11 protein-coding genes are annotated in these 13504 nt (G+C 67.4%); 7 read left to right on the plus strand and 4 right to left on the minus strand.

Annotated elements, in window-relative coordinates; all coding sequences use genetic code 11:
* Positions 1-20: 20 nt before the first annotated feature.
* A complete protein-coding gene (locus ACFWVD_RS00515; protein ID WP_379239763.1) occupies positions 21-713 on the plus strand; it encodes a TetR/AcrR family transcriptional regulator in 693 nt (230 codons plus the stop codon).
* On the opposite strand, the gene ACFWVD_RS00520 is transcribed toward ACFWVD_RS00515, so the two are convergent.
* Entirely contained in the window at positions 714-2174 is a 1461-nt protein-coding gene (locus tag ACFWVD_RS00520; protein ID WP_379239765.1) for a hypothetical protein, read from the minus strand.
* Positions 2174-2962, minus strand: a complete 789-nt coding sequence (locus ACFWVD_RS00525) for a crotonase/enoyl-CoA hydratase family protein (RefSeq protein ID WP_379239767.1) — start codon at positions 2960-2962, stop codon at positions 2174-2176. Before ACFWVD_RS00525 ends, ACFWVD_RS00520 begins: the two co-directional genes overlap by 1 nt.
* Before the next feature lie 279 nt (positions 2963-3241).
* Between ACFWVD_RS00525 and ACFWVD_RS00530 the strand changes: the two genes are divergently transcribed.
* The 4 genes from ACFWVD_RS00530 (at position 3242) to ACFWVD_RS00545 (ending at position 6936) form a co-directional block, all read left to right on the plus strand.
* Entirely contained in the window at positions 3242-3847 is a 606-nt protein-coding gene (locus ACFWVD_RS00530) for a TetR/AcrR family transcriptional regulator (protein WP_379239768.1), read from the plus strand.
* Positions 3848-3864: 17 nt separating this feature from the next.
* Positions 3865-5484: an acyl-CoA dehydrogenase family protein gene (locus ACFWVD_RS00535; RefSeq protein WP_379239769.1), complete on the plus strand. Its 1620-nt coding sequence runs from the start codon at positions 3865-3867 to the stop codon at positions 5482-5484.
* 37 nt (positions 5485-5521) lie between these two features.
* Positions 5522-6187, plus strand: a complete 666-nt coding sequence (locus ACFWVD_RS00540) for a nucleoside/nucleotide kinase family protein (RefSeq protein ID WP_379239770.1) — start codon at positions 5522-5524, stop codon at positions 6185-6187.
* 182 nt (positions 6188-6369) lie between these two features.
* Positions 6370-6936, plus strand: a complete 567-nt coding sequence (locus ACFWVD_RS00545) for a potassium channel family protein (RefSeq protein WP_379239771.1) — start codon at positions 6370-6372, stop codon at positions 6934-6936.
* Here the strand turns inward: ACFWVD_RS00545 and pgi are convergent.
* Positions 6905-8545: a glucose-6-phosphate isomerase gene (gene pgi / locus ACFWVD_RS00550; protein ID WP_379239772.1), complete on the minus strand. Its 1641-nt coding sequence runs from the start codon at positions 8543-8545 to the stop codon at positions 6905-6907. The two genes, ACFWVD_RS00545 and pgi, sit on opposite strands and share 32 nt — an antisense overlap.
* Positions 8546-8623: 78 nt before the next feature.
* Here pgi and ACFWVD_RS00555 point away from each other — a divergent pair, with 78 nt between their 5' ends.
* Positions 8624-10081 (plus strand): NAD-dependent succinate-semialdehyde dehydrogenase, encoded by a 1458-nt coding sequence (locus tag ACFWVD_RS00555; protein ID WP_379239774.1) that lies wholly within the window; start codon positions 8624-8626, stop codon positions 10079-10081.
* Between the two features lie 123 nt (positions 10082-10204).
* Here the strand turns inward: ACFWVD_RS00555 and ACFWVD_RS00560 are convergent, their stop codons facing one another.
* Entirely contained in the window at positions 10205-10498 is a 294-nt protein-coding gene (locus tag ACFWVD_RS00560) for a chorismate mutase (protein ID WP_056816138.1), read from the minus strand.
* 379 nt (positions 10499-10877) lie between these two features.
* Here ACFWVD_RS00560 and pcrA point away from each other — a divergent pair, with 379 nt between their 5' ends.
* Positions 10878-13472 (plus strand): DNA helicase PcrA, encoded by a 2595-nt coding sequence (gene pcrA, locus ACFWVD_RS00565; RefSeq protein WP_379239775.1) that lies wholly within the window; start codon positions 10878-10880, stop codon positions 13470-13472.
* The last annotated feature ends 32 nt before the right edge of the window (positions 13473-13504 follow it).

The raw sequence follows: 13504 nt of genomic DNA on the forward strand, positions 1-13504 counted from the left end.
CCCGGAGTAGAGTTTCAGGCATGTCCGAGGCGAAAACCCCAGGTACGGACGCTGCGGGCGCGCTGACCGAAAAGCAGGTCGTGGCCGCCGCGCTCGCCATCCTCGACGCGGACGGCATGGACGCGCTCACCATCGACGCCGTCGCGAAACACCTGGGCGTCGACGCGGAGGCGGTGCACGCGTGCACCGGCAGCCTGACCGATCTCGAACGCGCGGTGATCGAATACGTGCTGTCGTTCGTGGCGTTGGGGCCGCTCACCGACGACGGCGTGGAATGGACGGCGGCGGTGATCCAGTTCGCGCTCAGCCTGCGCGGGCGGCTGTTCGAACACCCGGCCGTCACGGCGCTGATCATGTCGGGGCCGATGGACAGCCCGTCGGCGGACGGACCGGTGGCACGCGATATCACCGAGTCGCTGTTCGTGTGCCTGGCCCGCGGCGGGCTGCCGACGCCGGTGCGCGCGCACGGGGTCTACGCGGTGTTCGTCTACGTGCTCGGCTCGATCGCGCTCGACATCGCCGAAACCGACGGAAAGCCACCGATGCCCATGGAATCCGATCGGATCGTGGCTCGGCGGAAGGCACTGCAAGACCTTGACCCGACCCGGTGGCCGCGCACTGCGGAGCACTTGGAGGAGATCGCTGCCTGGACTTCTGTCGATCAGTTCGTGTGGGGGTTGCGGGTGTTGCTCATCGGGATGACGGCGGCCTGATCACCAGGGTTCTGGGTGTAAACCCGCTGTTGCGCAGGTCTTTTCGATGGCGGCTTGCAGGGTGTCGTTGTCTGCGGCGAGGCTGACCAGGGCGAGGGTGTAGGTGTCGCCTAGGTGGGAGAGGTAGCCCGAGAGTCTGGTGCGGGGGAAGACGGTCAAGCCGGGGTGGAGCGCGCGGGCGGCTACTCGGGTGCAGTCGTGGGGGCCGATGGTGCTGATCGCGTCGGGGAGCGTGCCGATATTGGAGCACAGGATGTCGCGCTCGCCTGCGCCTTTGCTGAGGGTGTAGGCCAGGCGGTCCGGGATGACCTGGAGGATTTGCTCGGGAAGGCCTGCGGGGCTGGACATTCGGTGTTGGTAGGCGGTGCGGGCCTTGTCGCGGATGGTCGCGGGGGTGTCGGTGGGGGTGATCGTGATTTCGGTCATCGCTAGGTCGTTGTCCACGCGGGGTTCGTCGCGGGTGTCCACGGGGAGGCTGGCGGTGATCGTCGAACTTGGGAAACCGGTGTGCCAGAGGATGTTTGCGGTCAGGTGGATGAACAGGCTGTTCGGGGTTCCGTTGGCTTTGGACGCGGTGGTGTTCCAGTGGTCTGCATCGAAAGTTAGTACGGTCGAATGTAATTGGCGTCTGTCGGAATCTGGATGTACACGCTGCCTGTCGGACGTTCGCTGTGGGCGCCACCGGCGTGCGGCAGCGGCGGTGCCGGTGACGATGGTGGTCCACTGGGTGCGTGCGTCGGCCCAGTCCGAACTCGGGGGATTGTGCGGTTCGTGCCTGGTTTCGAGCGGGGCGGCTCGCGATGTCGTTTCGGCCGATGTGGTGGCATCCGGCGCGAGCGAATCGAGCGCGGCGGTGACGGCGTGAAGTAGGCCTCTGGCATCGGCCAGTGCATGTGAACATGTCAGTGCCACAACAGTTCCGCCGTCATCGAGGCGAGCGGCGGACAGGCGCCAGCCGCGGGAGTACTGCGGGTCGAGATCGGTGCCGAGAGTGTCGGCCCAGGGCAGGATGTCGGACTCGGCCAGTGGACCGGCGTTGCTACCGGGTTGGTCGTCAGCGCGGGGCGGGATGTCGAACTGGGCCAGTGGGCTGGTGTCGCCGCTGGGTAGGCCGTCGGCCCAGGGCGGCATGTCGACCTCGGCAAGTGGGTCGGCATGGCCACCGGGTACGGCCGCGAGTGTGGTTGTGGGCCAACCGAGTTCACCGGATGACGGCCGGTTCGGAAGGAGGTCGACGGGGTGGGCGCCAGTATTGGGCACCCAGGCGCGGCGCGCACCCGGGACTCTCGCGTCGATCACTCGGCGTCCGAGTTCCCCTTGTCGCAAACGGTCGTGAATCGCTTGCAGGAGTGCGGGTTCCATCGCATCGGGCGTTCGCCACAGGCCCTGTAGGGCGATCGGGGTGCCCATGCCGCGGTGCGTGCGGAGGAAGATCTCGTCGACGACGGTGAGGCGGTTCATCAGGTGCTGCCGTGCCTGCCAGCGCCCGCGGCGAAGCGGGCGGCGCCGTCGAGTGCGCCGCCGGTCAGGGCGGTCATGCCGTGGCGGAATTCGATGCGCATGGCCTCGTTTTCGGGGTGGCCGTGCTGGTCGTAGAGGGCGGCGCGGTCGGTGCGCAGGCAGGTTTGTGGGAGCGCGGCGAGTTGGGCGGCCAGTTCCTCGGCGGCGCGGCGGGCGTCGCCGGTGGGGACCACTCGGGTGACCAGGCCCATCTGCAGCGCCTCGGGTGCGCTGACGGGTCGGCCGGTGAGGATCATGTCCATCGCCCGGCCTTCGCCGACGATGCGCGGCAGGCGCACGGTGCCGCCGTCGATCAGCGGGACACCCCAGCGGCGGCAGAAAACGCCGAAAGTGGAGTCCTGCTCGGCAATTCGCAGATCGCACCACAGCGCGAGTTCCAGCCCACCCGCCACCGCGTACCCGGAGACGGCCGCGATCACCGGCTTGGACAGCCGCATCCTGGTCGGCCCCATCGGACCGTCGCCGTCCTCGGTCACCTGATTGCTGTTGTCGGTGCCCAGCGCCTTCAGATCGGCACCGGAACAGAACGTGCCGTGCTCGCCCCACAACACCGCCACCGAGGAGGTGGGGTCGGCATCGAACGCACGAAACGCTTCCGCCAACGCCCGAGCGGTCGGCCCGTCTACGGCATTGCGCGCGTGCGGGCGATTCAGGATCACCGTCGTCACCGGTCCCGCCCGCTCGACCCGCACGGCGGGCTCGCGGCCCTCGCCAGGTTGAACGTTCAACTGACCTGCTGGAGGCTGCTCCGCCGGCGAACTGGGTCGCACGCCCGCTGGCTGTTTTGTTGGTGAAGCGGGTGACACGCCGGGAGCCTGTTCTGGTGGCGAACTGGGTCGCACGCCCGCTGGTCTTTCGCCGTCGTCGGCCGGGGAACCTGGTTGCCCACTGAGTGGTCCTCGCCTGAACGGGACGGATTCATCAGCGGGTGCACCGGGGTCCATTCCTCGACACTACGGCCGTTGGGCCCTTGTGTGAAGAGGTGAATCGGTGGTTCACTTCTTCGTATGGTGTACCGCAGGACCCCGGCCGTGCAGGCTCGGCTCGACGCGCAACGGGCGCTGATCGTGCAGGGTGCCACCGCGGTGCTGTCGCGGGACGGGTTCGCCGGGCTGTCGATGGCCGCCGTCGCCGGCGAGGCGGGGATCGCGACCGGCACCGTGTACAAACAGTTCGCGAACAAGGCCGAGTTGGTCGCGGCGGTGTTCGACACGGTGGTGGCGCGCGAGGTGGACGCCGTGCGGGCCGCGGTGGCCGAGGGTGACGTGGTGCAGCGGGTCAGCGCGGCGGTGGAGACCTTCGCCGGGCGCGCGCTGAAGAATCCGAAGCTGGCGTATGTGCTGTTGGTCGAGCCGGTCGACGCCGCCGTCGACGCGCAACGCCTGCGGTTCCGGCGCGCCTTCGCCGCGTCGTTCGAATCCGCTATCGCGCACGGGGTGGGCGAGGGCACGCTGCCCGCGCAGGACCCGAGCTTCAGCGCCGCCGCCCTCGTCGGCGCGATCGGGGAGGTGCTGGTCGGTCCGCTGGCCGCCGCCCCGCCCGCCGAGCGCGTGATCCCCGAACTGGTCGCTTTCGCCGTGCGTGCACTGGGTGTGCGTCCGGAAACGTTGTAGGAGAAGGAGTTCCGGCCATGCCGACCCACGAAGTGTTCAACCAGGCACCCCCGCTGTTCCCCTTCGACGCCGCGCGCAACCCCGCGCTGTTGGAAGGATTGCACCGCGAAGGCGCGGGCTGGGCCGAGCCCGAAGTGCGCGAACTCGGTTTGCTCGCAGGCGGTGTCGAAGCGCAGGAGTGGGGCAGACTGGCCAACGAGCACCCGCCGGTGCTGCACACCCATGACCGCTGGGGCAACCGCATCGACGAGGTCGAATTCCACCCGCACTGGCACGACCTGATGAATGTCGCTGTGGCACACGGGTTGCACGGTTCGCCGTGGCTGGACGAACGCCCCGGCGCGCACACCGCGCGCGCCGCCAAGTTCTTCACCTGGGGCACTGCCGACGCCGGACACATGTGCCCCATCTCGATGACCTACGCGGTGGTACCCGCGCTGCGCCACAACCCCGAACTCGCCGCCCGCTTCGAACCGCTGTTGGGTTCGCGCACTTACGATTTCGGCCTGCGCGAACCGTCGACGAAGGCCGGTCTCATCGCCGGCATGTCGATGACCGAGAAGCAGGGCGGTTCGGATGTGCGAGCCAACACCACCACCGCCGCCCCGCAACTCGACGGTTCGTACCGCATCGTCGGGCACAAGTGGTTCACCTCGGCGCCCATGTCGGACATGTTCCTCACCCTCGCCCAGGCGCCCGGCGGCCTGTCGTGTTTCCTGCTGCCGCGCGTGCTGCCCGACGGCACCCGCAACCCGATCCGCATCCAGCGACTGAAAGACAAGCTGGGCAACAAGTCCAACGCGTCCTCGGAGATCGAATACGACAACGCCACCGGCTGGCTCGTCGGCGCCGAGGGGGCCGGGGTGAAGACCATCATCGAGATGGTCAATATGACGCGGCTGGACTGCGTGATCGGTTCGGCCACCGGGATGCGGATCGGTGCGGTCACCGCGATTCACCACGCCCGGCATCGAGAAGCGTTCGGCGCCAGGCTGATCGACCAGCCTGCCATGCGCAATGTGCTCGCCGACCTGGTCGTGGAATCGGATGCCGCGACCACCGTGATGATGCGACTGGCCGGTGCCACCGACCGCGCGGGCAGCGACCCGGCCGAGGCGGCGCTGCGTCGGATCGCGCTGGCGATCACCAAGTACTGGGTGTGCAAGCGGGCTCCCGCGCACGCCGCCGAAGCGCTGGAGTGCCTGGGCGGCAACGGATATGCCGAGGAATCGGGGATGCCGCGGCTGTATCGGGAGGCGCCGTTGATGTCGATCTGGGAGGGATCGGGCAATGTCGCGGCGCTGGATGCGTTGCGCGCCATGGGGCGTCAGCCCGAGACGGTCGAGGCCTACTTCGCGGAGGTGTCGCTCGCGCGCGGTGCCGATGCGCGGCTGGATGACGCGATCGACCGTGTCGGCAAGGAACTCACCGATCTGTCCGACATCCAATACCGCGCTCGCAGGGTCGTGGAACTGATGGCGTTGGTGCTGCAGGGCGCGCAGTTGGTGCGGCACGGACACCCCGCCGTCGCGGACGCGTTCTGCGCGACGCGCCTGGGCGGAGACTGGGGCATCGCCTTCGGCACCCTGCCCACCGGCGTGGACACCGGAGCCATCCTCGAACGCGGATTCGCCTGAGAGGTCCGGCCGGGGGCTCCCTCGGTAGGGTGGGACGGTGACGTTGCCGAGTGGGGTGCTGTCGGTGGGCGAGCTGGCTCGGCTGGTGCCGGTGCGCGAGCAGCGGTTTCTGCTCGGGATCGCGGGACCGCCCGGTGCTGGCAAATCAACGCTGGCGCAGCGGCTTTGCGACGAACTCGTCGAGGCGGGGCGGCCCGCGGTCGTCGCGCCGATGGACGGGTATCACTTGCGCAATGAGGTGCTGCGCTCCCGGAATGCGCTGGCGCGGAAGGGCGAACCCGATACCTTCGACGCGGCGGGCTTCGTGGCCGATCTGCGGTTGCTGCGGGAGACTCCCGTCGGATCGCCGGTGCCGTGGCCGCTGTTCGACCGGGCGATCGACGAACCCACCGACGCTGGCGTGGTCGTGTGCGAGGAACGCATCGTCATCATCGAGGGCAACTACCTGCTGCTCACCGATGCGCAAGCCCCCGGCTGGGCAAACGTACGCGGATTGCTCGACCAGTGCTGGTACCTGGACGCGCCGCTCGAGGTGCTCACCCAGCGATTGCTGCACCGGCACACCGTCGGCGGGCGCACGCCGGACGAGGCGAGCGTCAAGGTCAACGACAGCGATCTGCGCAATGCCGACCTCATCGCCGCGAGCAGAAACCGCGCCGACCACGTTCTGACCGCCGAGGGCACAGGCTTCCGGGTGCACTAAATCGCTGGGCGGGTCGCCGGCAACCGGCGTAATCGCCCACTTCGCGCGGTTTCAGTCAGTTTTCTGATTAAAAGTGGCCCGATTGGGCGATTACGCCGGTTCGATCCCCGCCGGTACGTGACCTTCCCGCGCCTCGGCGCGTGTGCCATCGAAATCGGCGAACTCGGGGCAATCATGGACGGATGACGCGAGGTCGGCGGGTGCCCGGGCATGTGATGCGCAACGGTGCGGCGGCGGTGTGCGCGGTGCTGCTGTATTACAGCGTGCCGGTGGGGTGGGTGTTCGAGCTGGACGCGTGGCCGGGGCGGTTGGCGGGGGTGCTGGTGTTCTTCGCCGGGGTGGTCGGGCTCGGGTGGCTGGTGTGGCGGCGGATCGAGCAGTTTCTGCGGGAGCCCGCGACCGCGGGTGGGCGGATCGACGGTGTGCTGCTGATTCTCTGCATCGTGGTCGTGGTGTTCGCGCTGTTCTACTTCCGGTTGCAGCAACTACGCCCGGAGCAGTTCACCGGACTCGAAACCCGCACCGACGCCCTGTATTACACGCTGGTCACGCTCGCGACCATCGGCTACGGCGACGTGCACGCCATCGGTCAGACCGCGCGCATCGCGACCATGGTGCAGATCGTGTTCGACCTGGTGGTGCTCGGCACCTTGCTCACCATCATCACCACCAGCGTGACCGGCCGGATCCAAGCCGTGACCCGGGCCGCGGACCAGCTCAGCGGCGATGGGCCCGATACCACTCGATGAGTTCATCGGTGGATGAATCACCCACCGACACAGGCTTTTCCGGCCCACTCAGCAACGGCATCAAGGCAAGCGCCTGCTGCTTGCCCAACTCCACACCCCACTGGTCGAAACTGTCCACGCCCCAGATGATGCCCTCGACGAACACCTGGTGCTCGTACAGCGCGATCAGCTGACCCACCGTCGACGGCGTCAGCTCGGCCGCCAGGATCGTGGTGCTGGGTCGATTGCCCGGCATCACCTTGTGCGGCACCAGTTCTGGGTCAGTGCCCTCGGCGCGGATCTCTTCGGCGTTCTTGCCGAAGGCGAGCACCTTCGACTGTGCGAACAGGTTGCTCATCAGAATGTCCTGCATGCTGCCGGTGCCGTCGCGGGTCGGCAGGTCGTCGGTGGACCTGGCGAAGCCGAGGAAATCGGCGGGGATCAGGCGGGTGCCCTGGTGCAGCAGCTGGTAGAAGGCGTGCTGGCCGTTGGTGCCCGGCTCGCCCCAGAAGATCTCGCCGGTCGACGAGGTGACCGGGGTGCCGTCCGCGCGCACCGACTTGCCGTTGGACTCCATCGTCAATTGCTGCAGATAGGCCGGGAATCGGGCCATATCGTTCGAATAGGGCAGCACCACACGGGATTCCGCGCCGAAGAAGTTCGAGTACCAGATCCCCAGCATCGCCAGCAGCACCGGCGCGTTCTCTTCCAGCGGCGCGGTCGCGAAATGCTTGTCTATGGCGTGCATTCCGCTCAAGAACTCCGCGAACTGCTCCTTGCCGATAGTGATCATCACCGACAGGCCGATGGCCGAATCCACCGAGTAGCGCCCGCCCACCCAGTCCCAGAAACCGAACATGTTCGCGATATCGATGCCGAACGCTGCCACCCGTTCCGCGTTCGTCGACACCGCCACGAAATGCTTGGCGACCGCGTCCTCACCCAGCGCGGCCACCAACCAGCGGCGCGCGGCGGTGGCGTTGGTCAGGGTTTCCAGCGTGGAGAAAGTCTTGGACGCGACCACGAACAGGGTGGTCGCGGGGTCGAGGCCGGCGAGCTTGGCGACCAGGTCGCAGGGGTCCACGTTCGACACGAACCGAGCCTCGATACCCGCGTCGACATAGTGGCGCAGTGCGCGATACACCATGTCGGGACCCAGATCCGAACCGCCGATCCCGATATTGACCACGGTCTTGATACGTTCGCCGGTCGCGCCGCGCCACGCGCCCGAGCGCACGGAATCGGCGAATTCGCCCATCCGGCGCAGCACGTCGTGGACCTCGGCGTCGGCGTCGGCGCCGTCGATACACAGCTGATCGCCCACCGGCAGACGCAACGCGATATGGCCGACCGCGCGGTCCTCGGAGGTGTTGATGTGCTGGCCCGAATACATCGCGTCGCGCCGCTGCGGCACCCCCGCGGTGCGCGCGAGATCGATGAGCAGGCGCAAGGTTTCGCGGGTTACGCGGTGTTTGCTGTAGTCGATGTGCAAGTCGGCCACCTGCAGCGTCAGCTCGCGACCGCGCTCGGGGTCGTCGGCGAACAACTGCCGTAGATGCAGGGGCGCAACGGCGCGGTGATTGTTGTGCAGTGCCTGCCAGGCCGAAGACTCGGTGATGTCGCTGCTCACGACCCGAAGGGTACAGGCTTGTGGCCAACTCTTTCGTGTTCGGTGCGTTCGTTGGGGTGGCGGTCGTAGGGTGGCGGGATGGTGTCTGAACGTGACGTACTCGAGTCTGTGCCCCAGGGTTTGTGGATCGGTTCCGGGCCGGTTCCCGCCAGTGGGGGTGGGACTTTCGCTGTGCGCAATCCCGCCGATGGTTCGGTGATCGCGCAGGTTGCCGACGCGACTCCTGAAGATGCGATGCGGGCGTTGGACGTGGCCGTTGCCGCGGGGGCGAGTTGGGCGGCAACGCCTTCGCGGGAGCGGGGGGAGATCCTGCGGACGGTGTTCGAGCAGTTGACCGCGCGGGCCGAGGAATTCGCGCTGTTGATGACCCTGGAAATGGGCAAGGCGCTGTCGGAAAGCCGCAACGAAGTGCGCTACGGCGCGGAGTTCTTTCGCTGGAACAGCGAGGAGGCGGTGCGCATTCACGGGCGGTATCTGAACGCGCCGTCGGGAGCCGGGCGGATCATGGTCGCCAAGCAGCCGGTCGGGCCGTGTCTGGCGATCACGCCGTGGAACTTCCCGCTGGCCATGGGCACCCGCAAAATCGGGCCCGCACTGGCGGCGGGGTGCACGATGATCGTCAAGCCCGCCTCGGCGACGCCGCTGACCATGCTGGCGTTGGCGAAACTGTGCAGCGAGGCCGGTCTGCCCGACGGGGTGCTCTCGGTGGTCACCACCCAGCGTTCGGGGGCTGTCACCGGCCCGCTGATCGACGATCCGCGACTGCGCAAACTCACCTTCACCGGGTCCACCGAGGTCGGCAAGAAACTGGTCGCGGCGTCGGCGAATCGGTTGCTGCGCACGTCGATGGAACTGGGCGGCAACGCGCCGTTCGTGGTGTTCGACGACGCCGACATCGACGCCGCGGTGGCCGGGGCGATGCAGGCGAAACTGCGCAACGGTGGGGAGGCGTGCACCGCGGCCAATCGGTTCTATGTGCAGAGCGGGGTGGTCGCGGAGTTCACCGAGAAGTTCGTGGCGGCGATGTCGGACACGGTGGTGATGGGGCCGGGTACCGATCCGGCGACGACGCTGGGTCCGCTGGTCAGCGAGGATCAGCGGGAGATCGTCAGCGAGCTGGTCGACGATGCTGTCGCGGTGGGGGCGCGGGTGTTGATCGGTGGCAAGGTGCCCGGTGGTCCCGGGTGGTTCTATCCGGCGACGATCCTGGCCGACGTGCCGTCGAATGCTCGGATTCTGCACGAGGAGGTTTTCGGGCCGGTCGCGCCGATTGTCGCGTTCGATACCGAGGACGAAGGTGTGGCCGCCGCCAACGACACCGAGTACGGGCTGGTCAGCTACGTGTTCACGCGGGACCTGGATCGCGCGCTGCGGATCTCCGAGGCGATGGAAACCGGGATGGTCGGCGTGAACCGGGGTGTGATTTCTGACCCGGCCGCGCCGTTCGGTGGCGTCAAGGAATCAGGATTCGGTCGCGAGGGCGGTACCGAGGGCATCGAGGAGTACCTGAACACCAAGTACATCGCGCTGACCTGAACCCAGCCGAAAAAATAACCGCCCCGGGGATGATGTCGCACCCGGGGCGGCTTTGTGGAAGCGGCGAACTGGCTGGTCCGCCGCATGGTTCAGTGACGCCGTAGCGTCTGGGTGGGGGCCGGTTCAGCGGCCGAGGCGACCGCGGCCGAGGCGCAGCAGCAGCATCGCGAGCGTGTGGCCCTCCTGGCCCAGCTCGCTGAAGCGCTCGAGCACCTTCATCTCACGGCTGTGGACCAGGCGCGTACCGCCGGAGGCCATCCGGGTGCGGCCGATGATCCGGGAGATCTCGCTGCGGCGTTTGATCGCGGCGAGGATCGTGGCATCGAGTTGGTCGATCTCGAGGCGAAGCTTGTCGATCTCGGCCTCGGATTGCGGCAGAGCCGAATCGGAGCCGGTGGTCGTAGCTGGCGTGCTCATCATTCATCTCCTCGTGTCAGAACGTGGATCGGTCAAACCGAACGGCCTGTTACCCGATCTGTTCCGTCACCCTGAAACTTTCCCGATGGGCGGTACTGGATCCCCCCGGGAGTTCACAATTGGTCGTGCTCGACGCCACGATAACGGATCGGCAGCCGATCCGGGCATGCGGAGAAGCGCTGACCACCTGGCCCAGTCTGCCACGATCGGGTAGGGAGGCAAAACAGTTCTGTTTGTGAATTCGCTGAGAACGTTCACCGAGACCGGGCGGGGTGGTGCTGTGGTGGTTCACCAGTCGTTTGCCGGGGCGTCGCTGCCCGGTCACCGTCGCGGCAGCGGTTCGCAGCTTGTCGGTGCCCGCCGGTAGCGTGGACAGACGATGGATATCACGGTCGCTCCCCACGCCTCAGCCGCCGATCCCAGCGAACCAGCGCACCCGCCGAGCGGCGCCGCGCTACCGCCGAGGGACGGTGGTGGCACCGGCGTGTCCGGGTTAGCTGCCGCGGCCGCGCGCAACAGCGCCGACCAGGCACAGCGCGTCCAGGAACAGGCACAGCGCCGCCAGGAACGCGAGCAACAACGCGACGCGGAGATCGAGAAACTGCTCGACGGGCTCAACCCGCAGCAGCGCGCCGCGGTCGTGCACGCGGGCGGCCCTCTGTTGATCGTGGCGGGCGCGGGCTCGGGCAAGACCGCGGTGCTCACCCGACGCATCGCCTACCTGCTGGCAGCGCGCGGTGTGCGCACCGGTGAGATCTTGGCCATCACCTTCACCAACAAGGCCGCCGCCGAGATGCGCGAACGCGTCGCCGGACTCGTCGGTCCGCGCGCGGCCAGTATGTGGGTGTCGACATTCCATTCCAGCTGTGTGCGCATTCTGCGGATGCAGGCCGCGCTGCTGCCCGGTCTGAATTCGAATTTCTCCATCTACGACGCCGATGATTCGCGCCGATTGCTCACCATGATCAGCCGCGATTTCGAGATCGACACGAAGAAATACACCGCGCGGTTGCTGTCGACGGCCATTTCCAATTTGAAGAACGAACTGATCTCCCCGGAAAAGGCCGCCGCCGACGCCGAAGCCGACGACACCGAACTGCCCGCGCTGGTGGCCAGGGTCTACGCGGAATATCAGCGACGGCTGCGCTCGGCCAATGCGATGGACTTCGACGACCTCATCGGCGAGACGGTCGCGCTGCTGCAGAACCACCCGCAGGTGGCCGAGTACTACCGGCGCCGGTTCCGGCACGTGCTCGTCGACGAGTACCAGGACACCAACCACGCGCAGTACGCGCTGGTCCGCGAGCTGGTCGGGCACCACAGCGAGCCGGCTGAGTCGGCGATCGAGGCGAGCGAGCTGTGTGTGGTCGGTGACGCCGATCAGTCGATCTACGCGTTCCGTGGCGCCACGATTCGCAATATCGAAGAGTTCGAACGGGACTTCCCCGACGCGGAAACGATTCTGCTGGAACAGAACTACCGGTCCACCCAGCACATTCTGTCCGCCGCGAACGCGGTGATCGCGCGCAATGAGGGCAGGCGCGAGAAGAAGCTGTGGACCGATTCCGGTGAAGGCGAACTGATCACCGGGTACGTCGCGGACAACGAACACGACGAGGCCTCGTTCGTCGCCAAGGAAATCGACCGGCTCGTGGATGCGGGCGACGCCAACTACAGCGACGTGGCGGTGTTCTATCGCACCAACAACAATTCGCGTGCGCTGGAAGAGATCTTCATCCGCATGGGCCTGCCGTACAAGATCGTCGGCGGGGTGCGGTTCTACGAGCGCAAAGAAGTGCGTGACGTTGTGGCCTATCTTCGGGTGCTGGAAAATCCCGAGGACGCGGTGAGCGTGCGGCGCATTCTCAACACGCCGCGGCGCGGGATCGGCGATCGGGCCGAGGCCTGTGTGGCGGTGCACGCCGATCAGCGCGGGATCGGATTCGCGGCGGCATTGCGGGATGCGGCCGACGGCAAGGTCGCGTTGCTGAATACCCGTGCGCAGCGCGCGATCGCGGGATTCCTCGACCTGCTCGACGAGATTCGGATCGCCGGTAAGCGGGCCGACAGCGACTACCCCGATGTGGGCAATGTGGTCGACGCGGTGCTCGAGCGCACCGGATATCGGGGCGAACTGGAAGCCTCCGATGACCCGCAGGACGGTGCGCGGCTGGACAACCTCAACGAATTGGTCAGTGTCGCACGTGAATTCAGTTCCGAGGCGTTCAACAATGCCGAGGCTGCGCGGGAGGAAGGGTTCGTGCCCGAGGTCGGCGACGGGGAGCCCGAGCCGGGGTCGCTTGCCGCGTTCCTCGAACGGGTTTCGCTGGTCGCCGATACCGATCAGATCCCGGACGAGGGGTCGGGTGTGGTCACGATGATGACGCTGCACACCGCCAAGGGGTTGGAGTTCCCGGTGGTGTTCGTGACCGGGTGGGAGGACGGGCAGTTCCCGCATATGCGGGCGCTGGGTGATCCGAACGAGCTGGCCGAGGAACGTCGACTGGCCTATGTGGGGATCACGCGGGCGCGTCAGCGGCTGTATCTGTCGCGCGCGGTGGTGCGTTCGGGGTGGGGGCAGCCGGTGTCGAATCCGGAATCGCGGTTCCTGCAGGAGATTCCGCAGCATCTGCTGGACTGGCGCCGGTTGGAGCCGGTGCGGTCGGCGGGACGGCGTCGCGGGGAGGACAGTGGGTTCGATCGGGATTGGACCAGTGGCAGCGGGTGGGATCAGCGGCCCGGTGTGCGTGCCGGGTCCGGCGAACGTCGGCCGGCTCCCGGTGGGGCCGTCAAGCGGAACAACACCGAACTCGTGCTGGCGGTGGGGGATCGGGTCACCGATGACAAGTACGGGCTGGGGCGGGTTGTCGCCGCGGATGGGGCCGGGCCGATGGCTACGGTGACCATCGACTTCGGGTCCGCGGGCAAGATCCGGTTGATTCCGCAGTTCAGCCGGACGATTGTGAAGTTGTGAGGCCGCGCCGCCCATGCGGAGTGGGCGGCGCG

This window comes from Nocardia sp. NPDC058666 (assembly GCF_042714895.1).
Classification (GTDB): Bacteria; Actinomycetota; Actinomycetes; order Mycobacteriales; family Mycobacteriaceae; genus Nocardia.

Coding starts and splice junctions, on each gene's coding strand:
- ACFWVD_RS00560 (WP_056816138.1), bottom strand. CDS start 10,498: ATGAGCACGCCAGCTACGACCACCGGCTCCGATTCGGCTCTGCCGCAA.
- ACFWVD_RS00535 (WP_379239769.1), top strand. CDS start 3,865: ATGCCGACCCACGAAGTGTTCAACCAGGCACCCCCGCTGTTCCCCTTC.
- pcrA (WP_379239775.1), top strand. CDS start 10,878: ATGGATATCACGGTCGCTCCCCACGCCTCAGCCGCCGATCCCAGCGAA.
- ACFWVD_RS00515 (WP_379239763.1), top strand. CDS start 21: ATGTCCGAGGCGAAAACCCCAGGTACGGACGCTGCGGGCGCGCTGACC.
- ACFWVD_RS00520 (WP_379239765.1), bottom strand. CDS start 2,174: ATGAACCGCCTCACCGTCGTCGACGAGATCTTCCTCCGCACGCACCGC.
- ACFWVD_RS00545 (WP_379239771.1), top strand. CDS start 6,370: ATGACGCGAGGTCGGCGGGTGCCCGGGCATGTGATGCGCAACGGTGCG.
- ACFWVD_RS00555 (WP_379239774.1), top strand. CDS start 8,624: ATGGTGTCTGAACGTGACGTACTCGAGTCTGTGCCCCAGGGTTTGTGG.
- ACFWVD_RS00530 (WP_379239768.1), top strand. CDS start 3,242: ATGGTGTACCGCAGGACCCCGGCCGTGCAGGCTCGGCTCGACGCGCAA.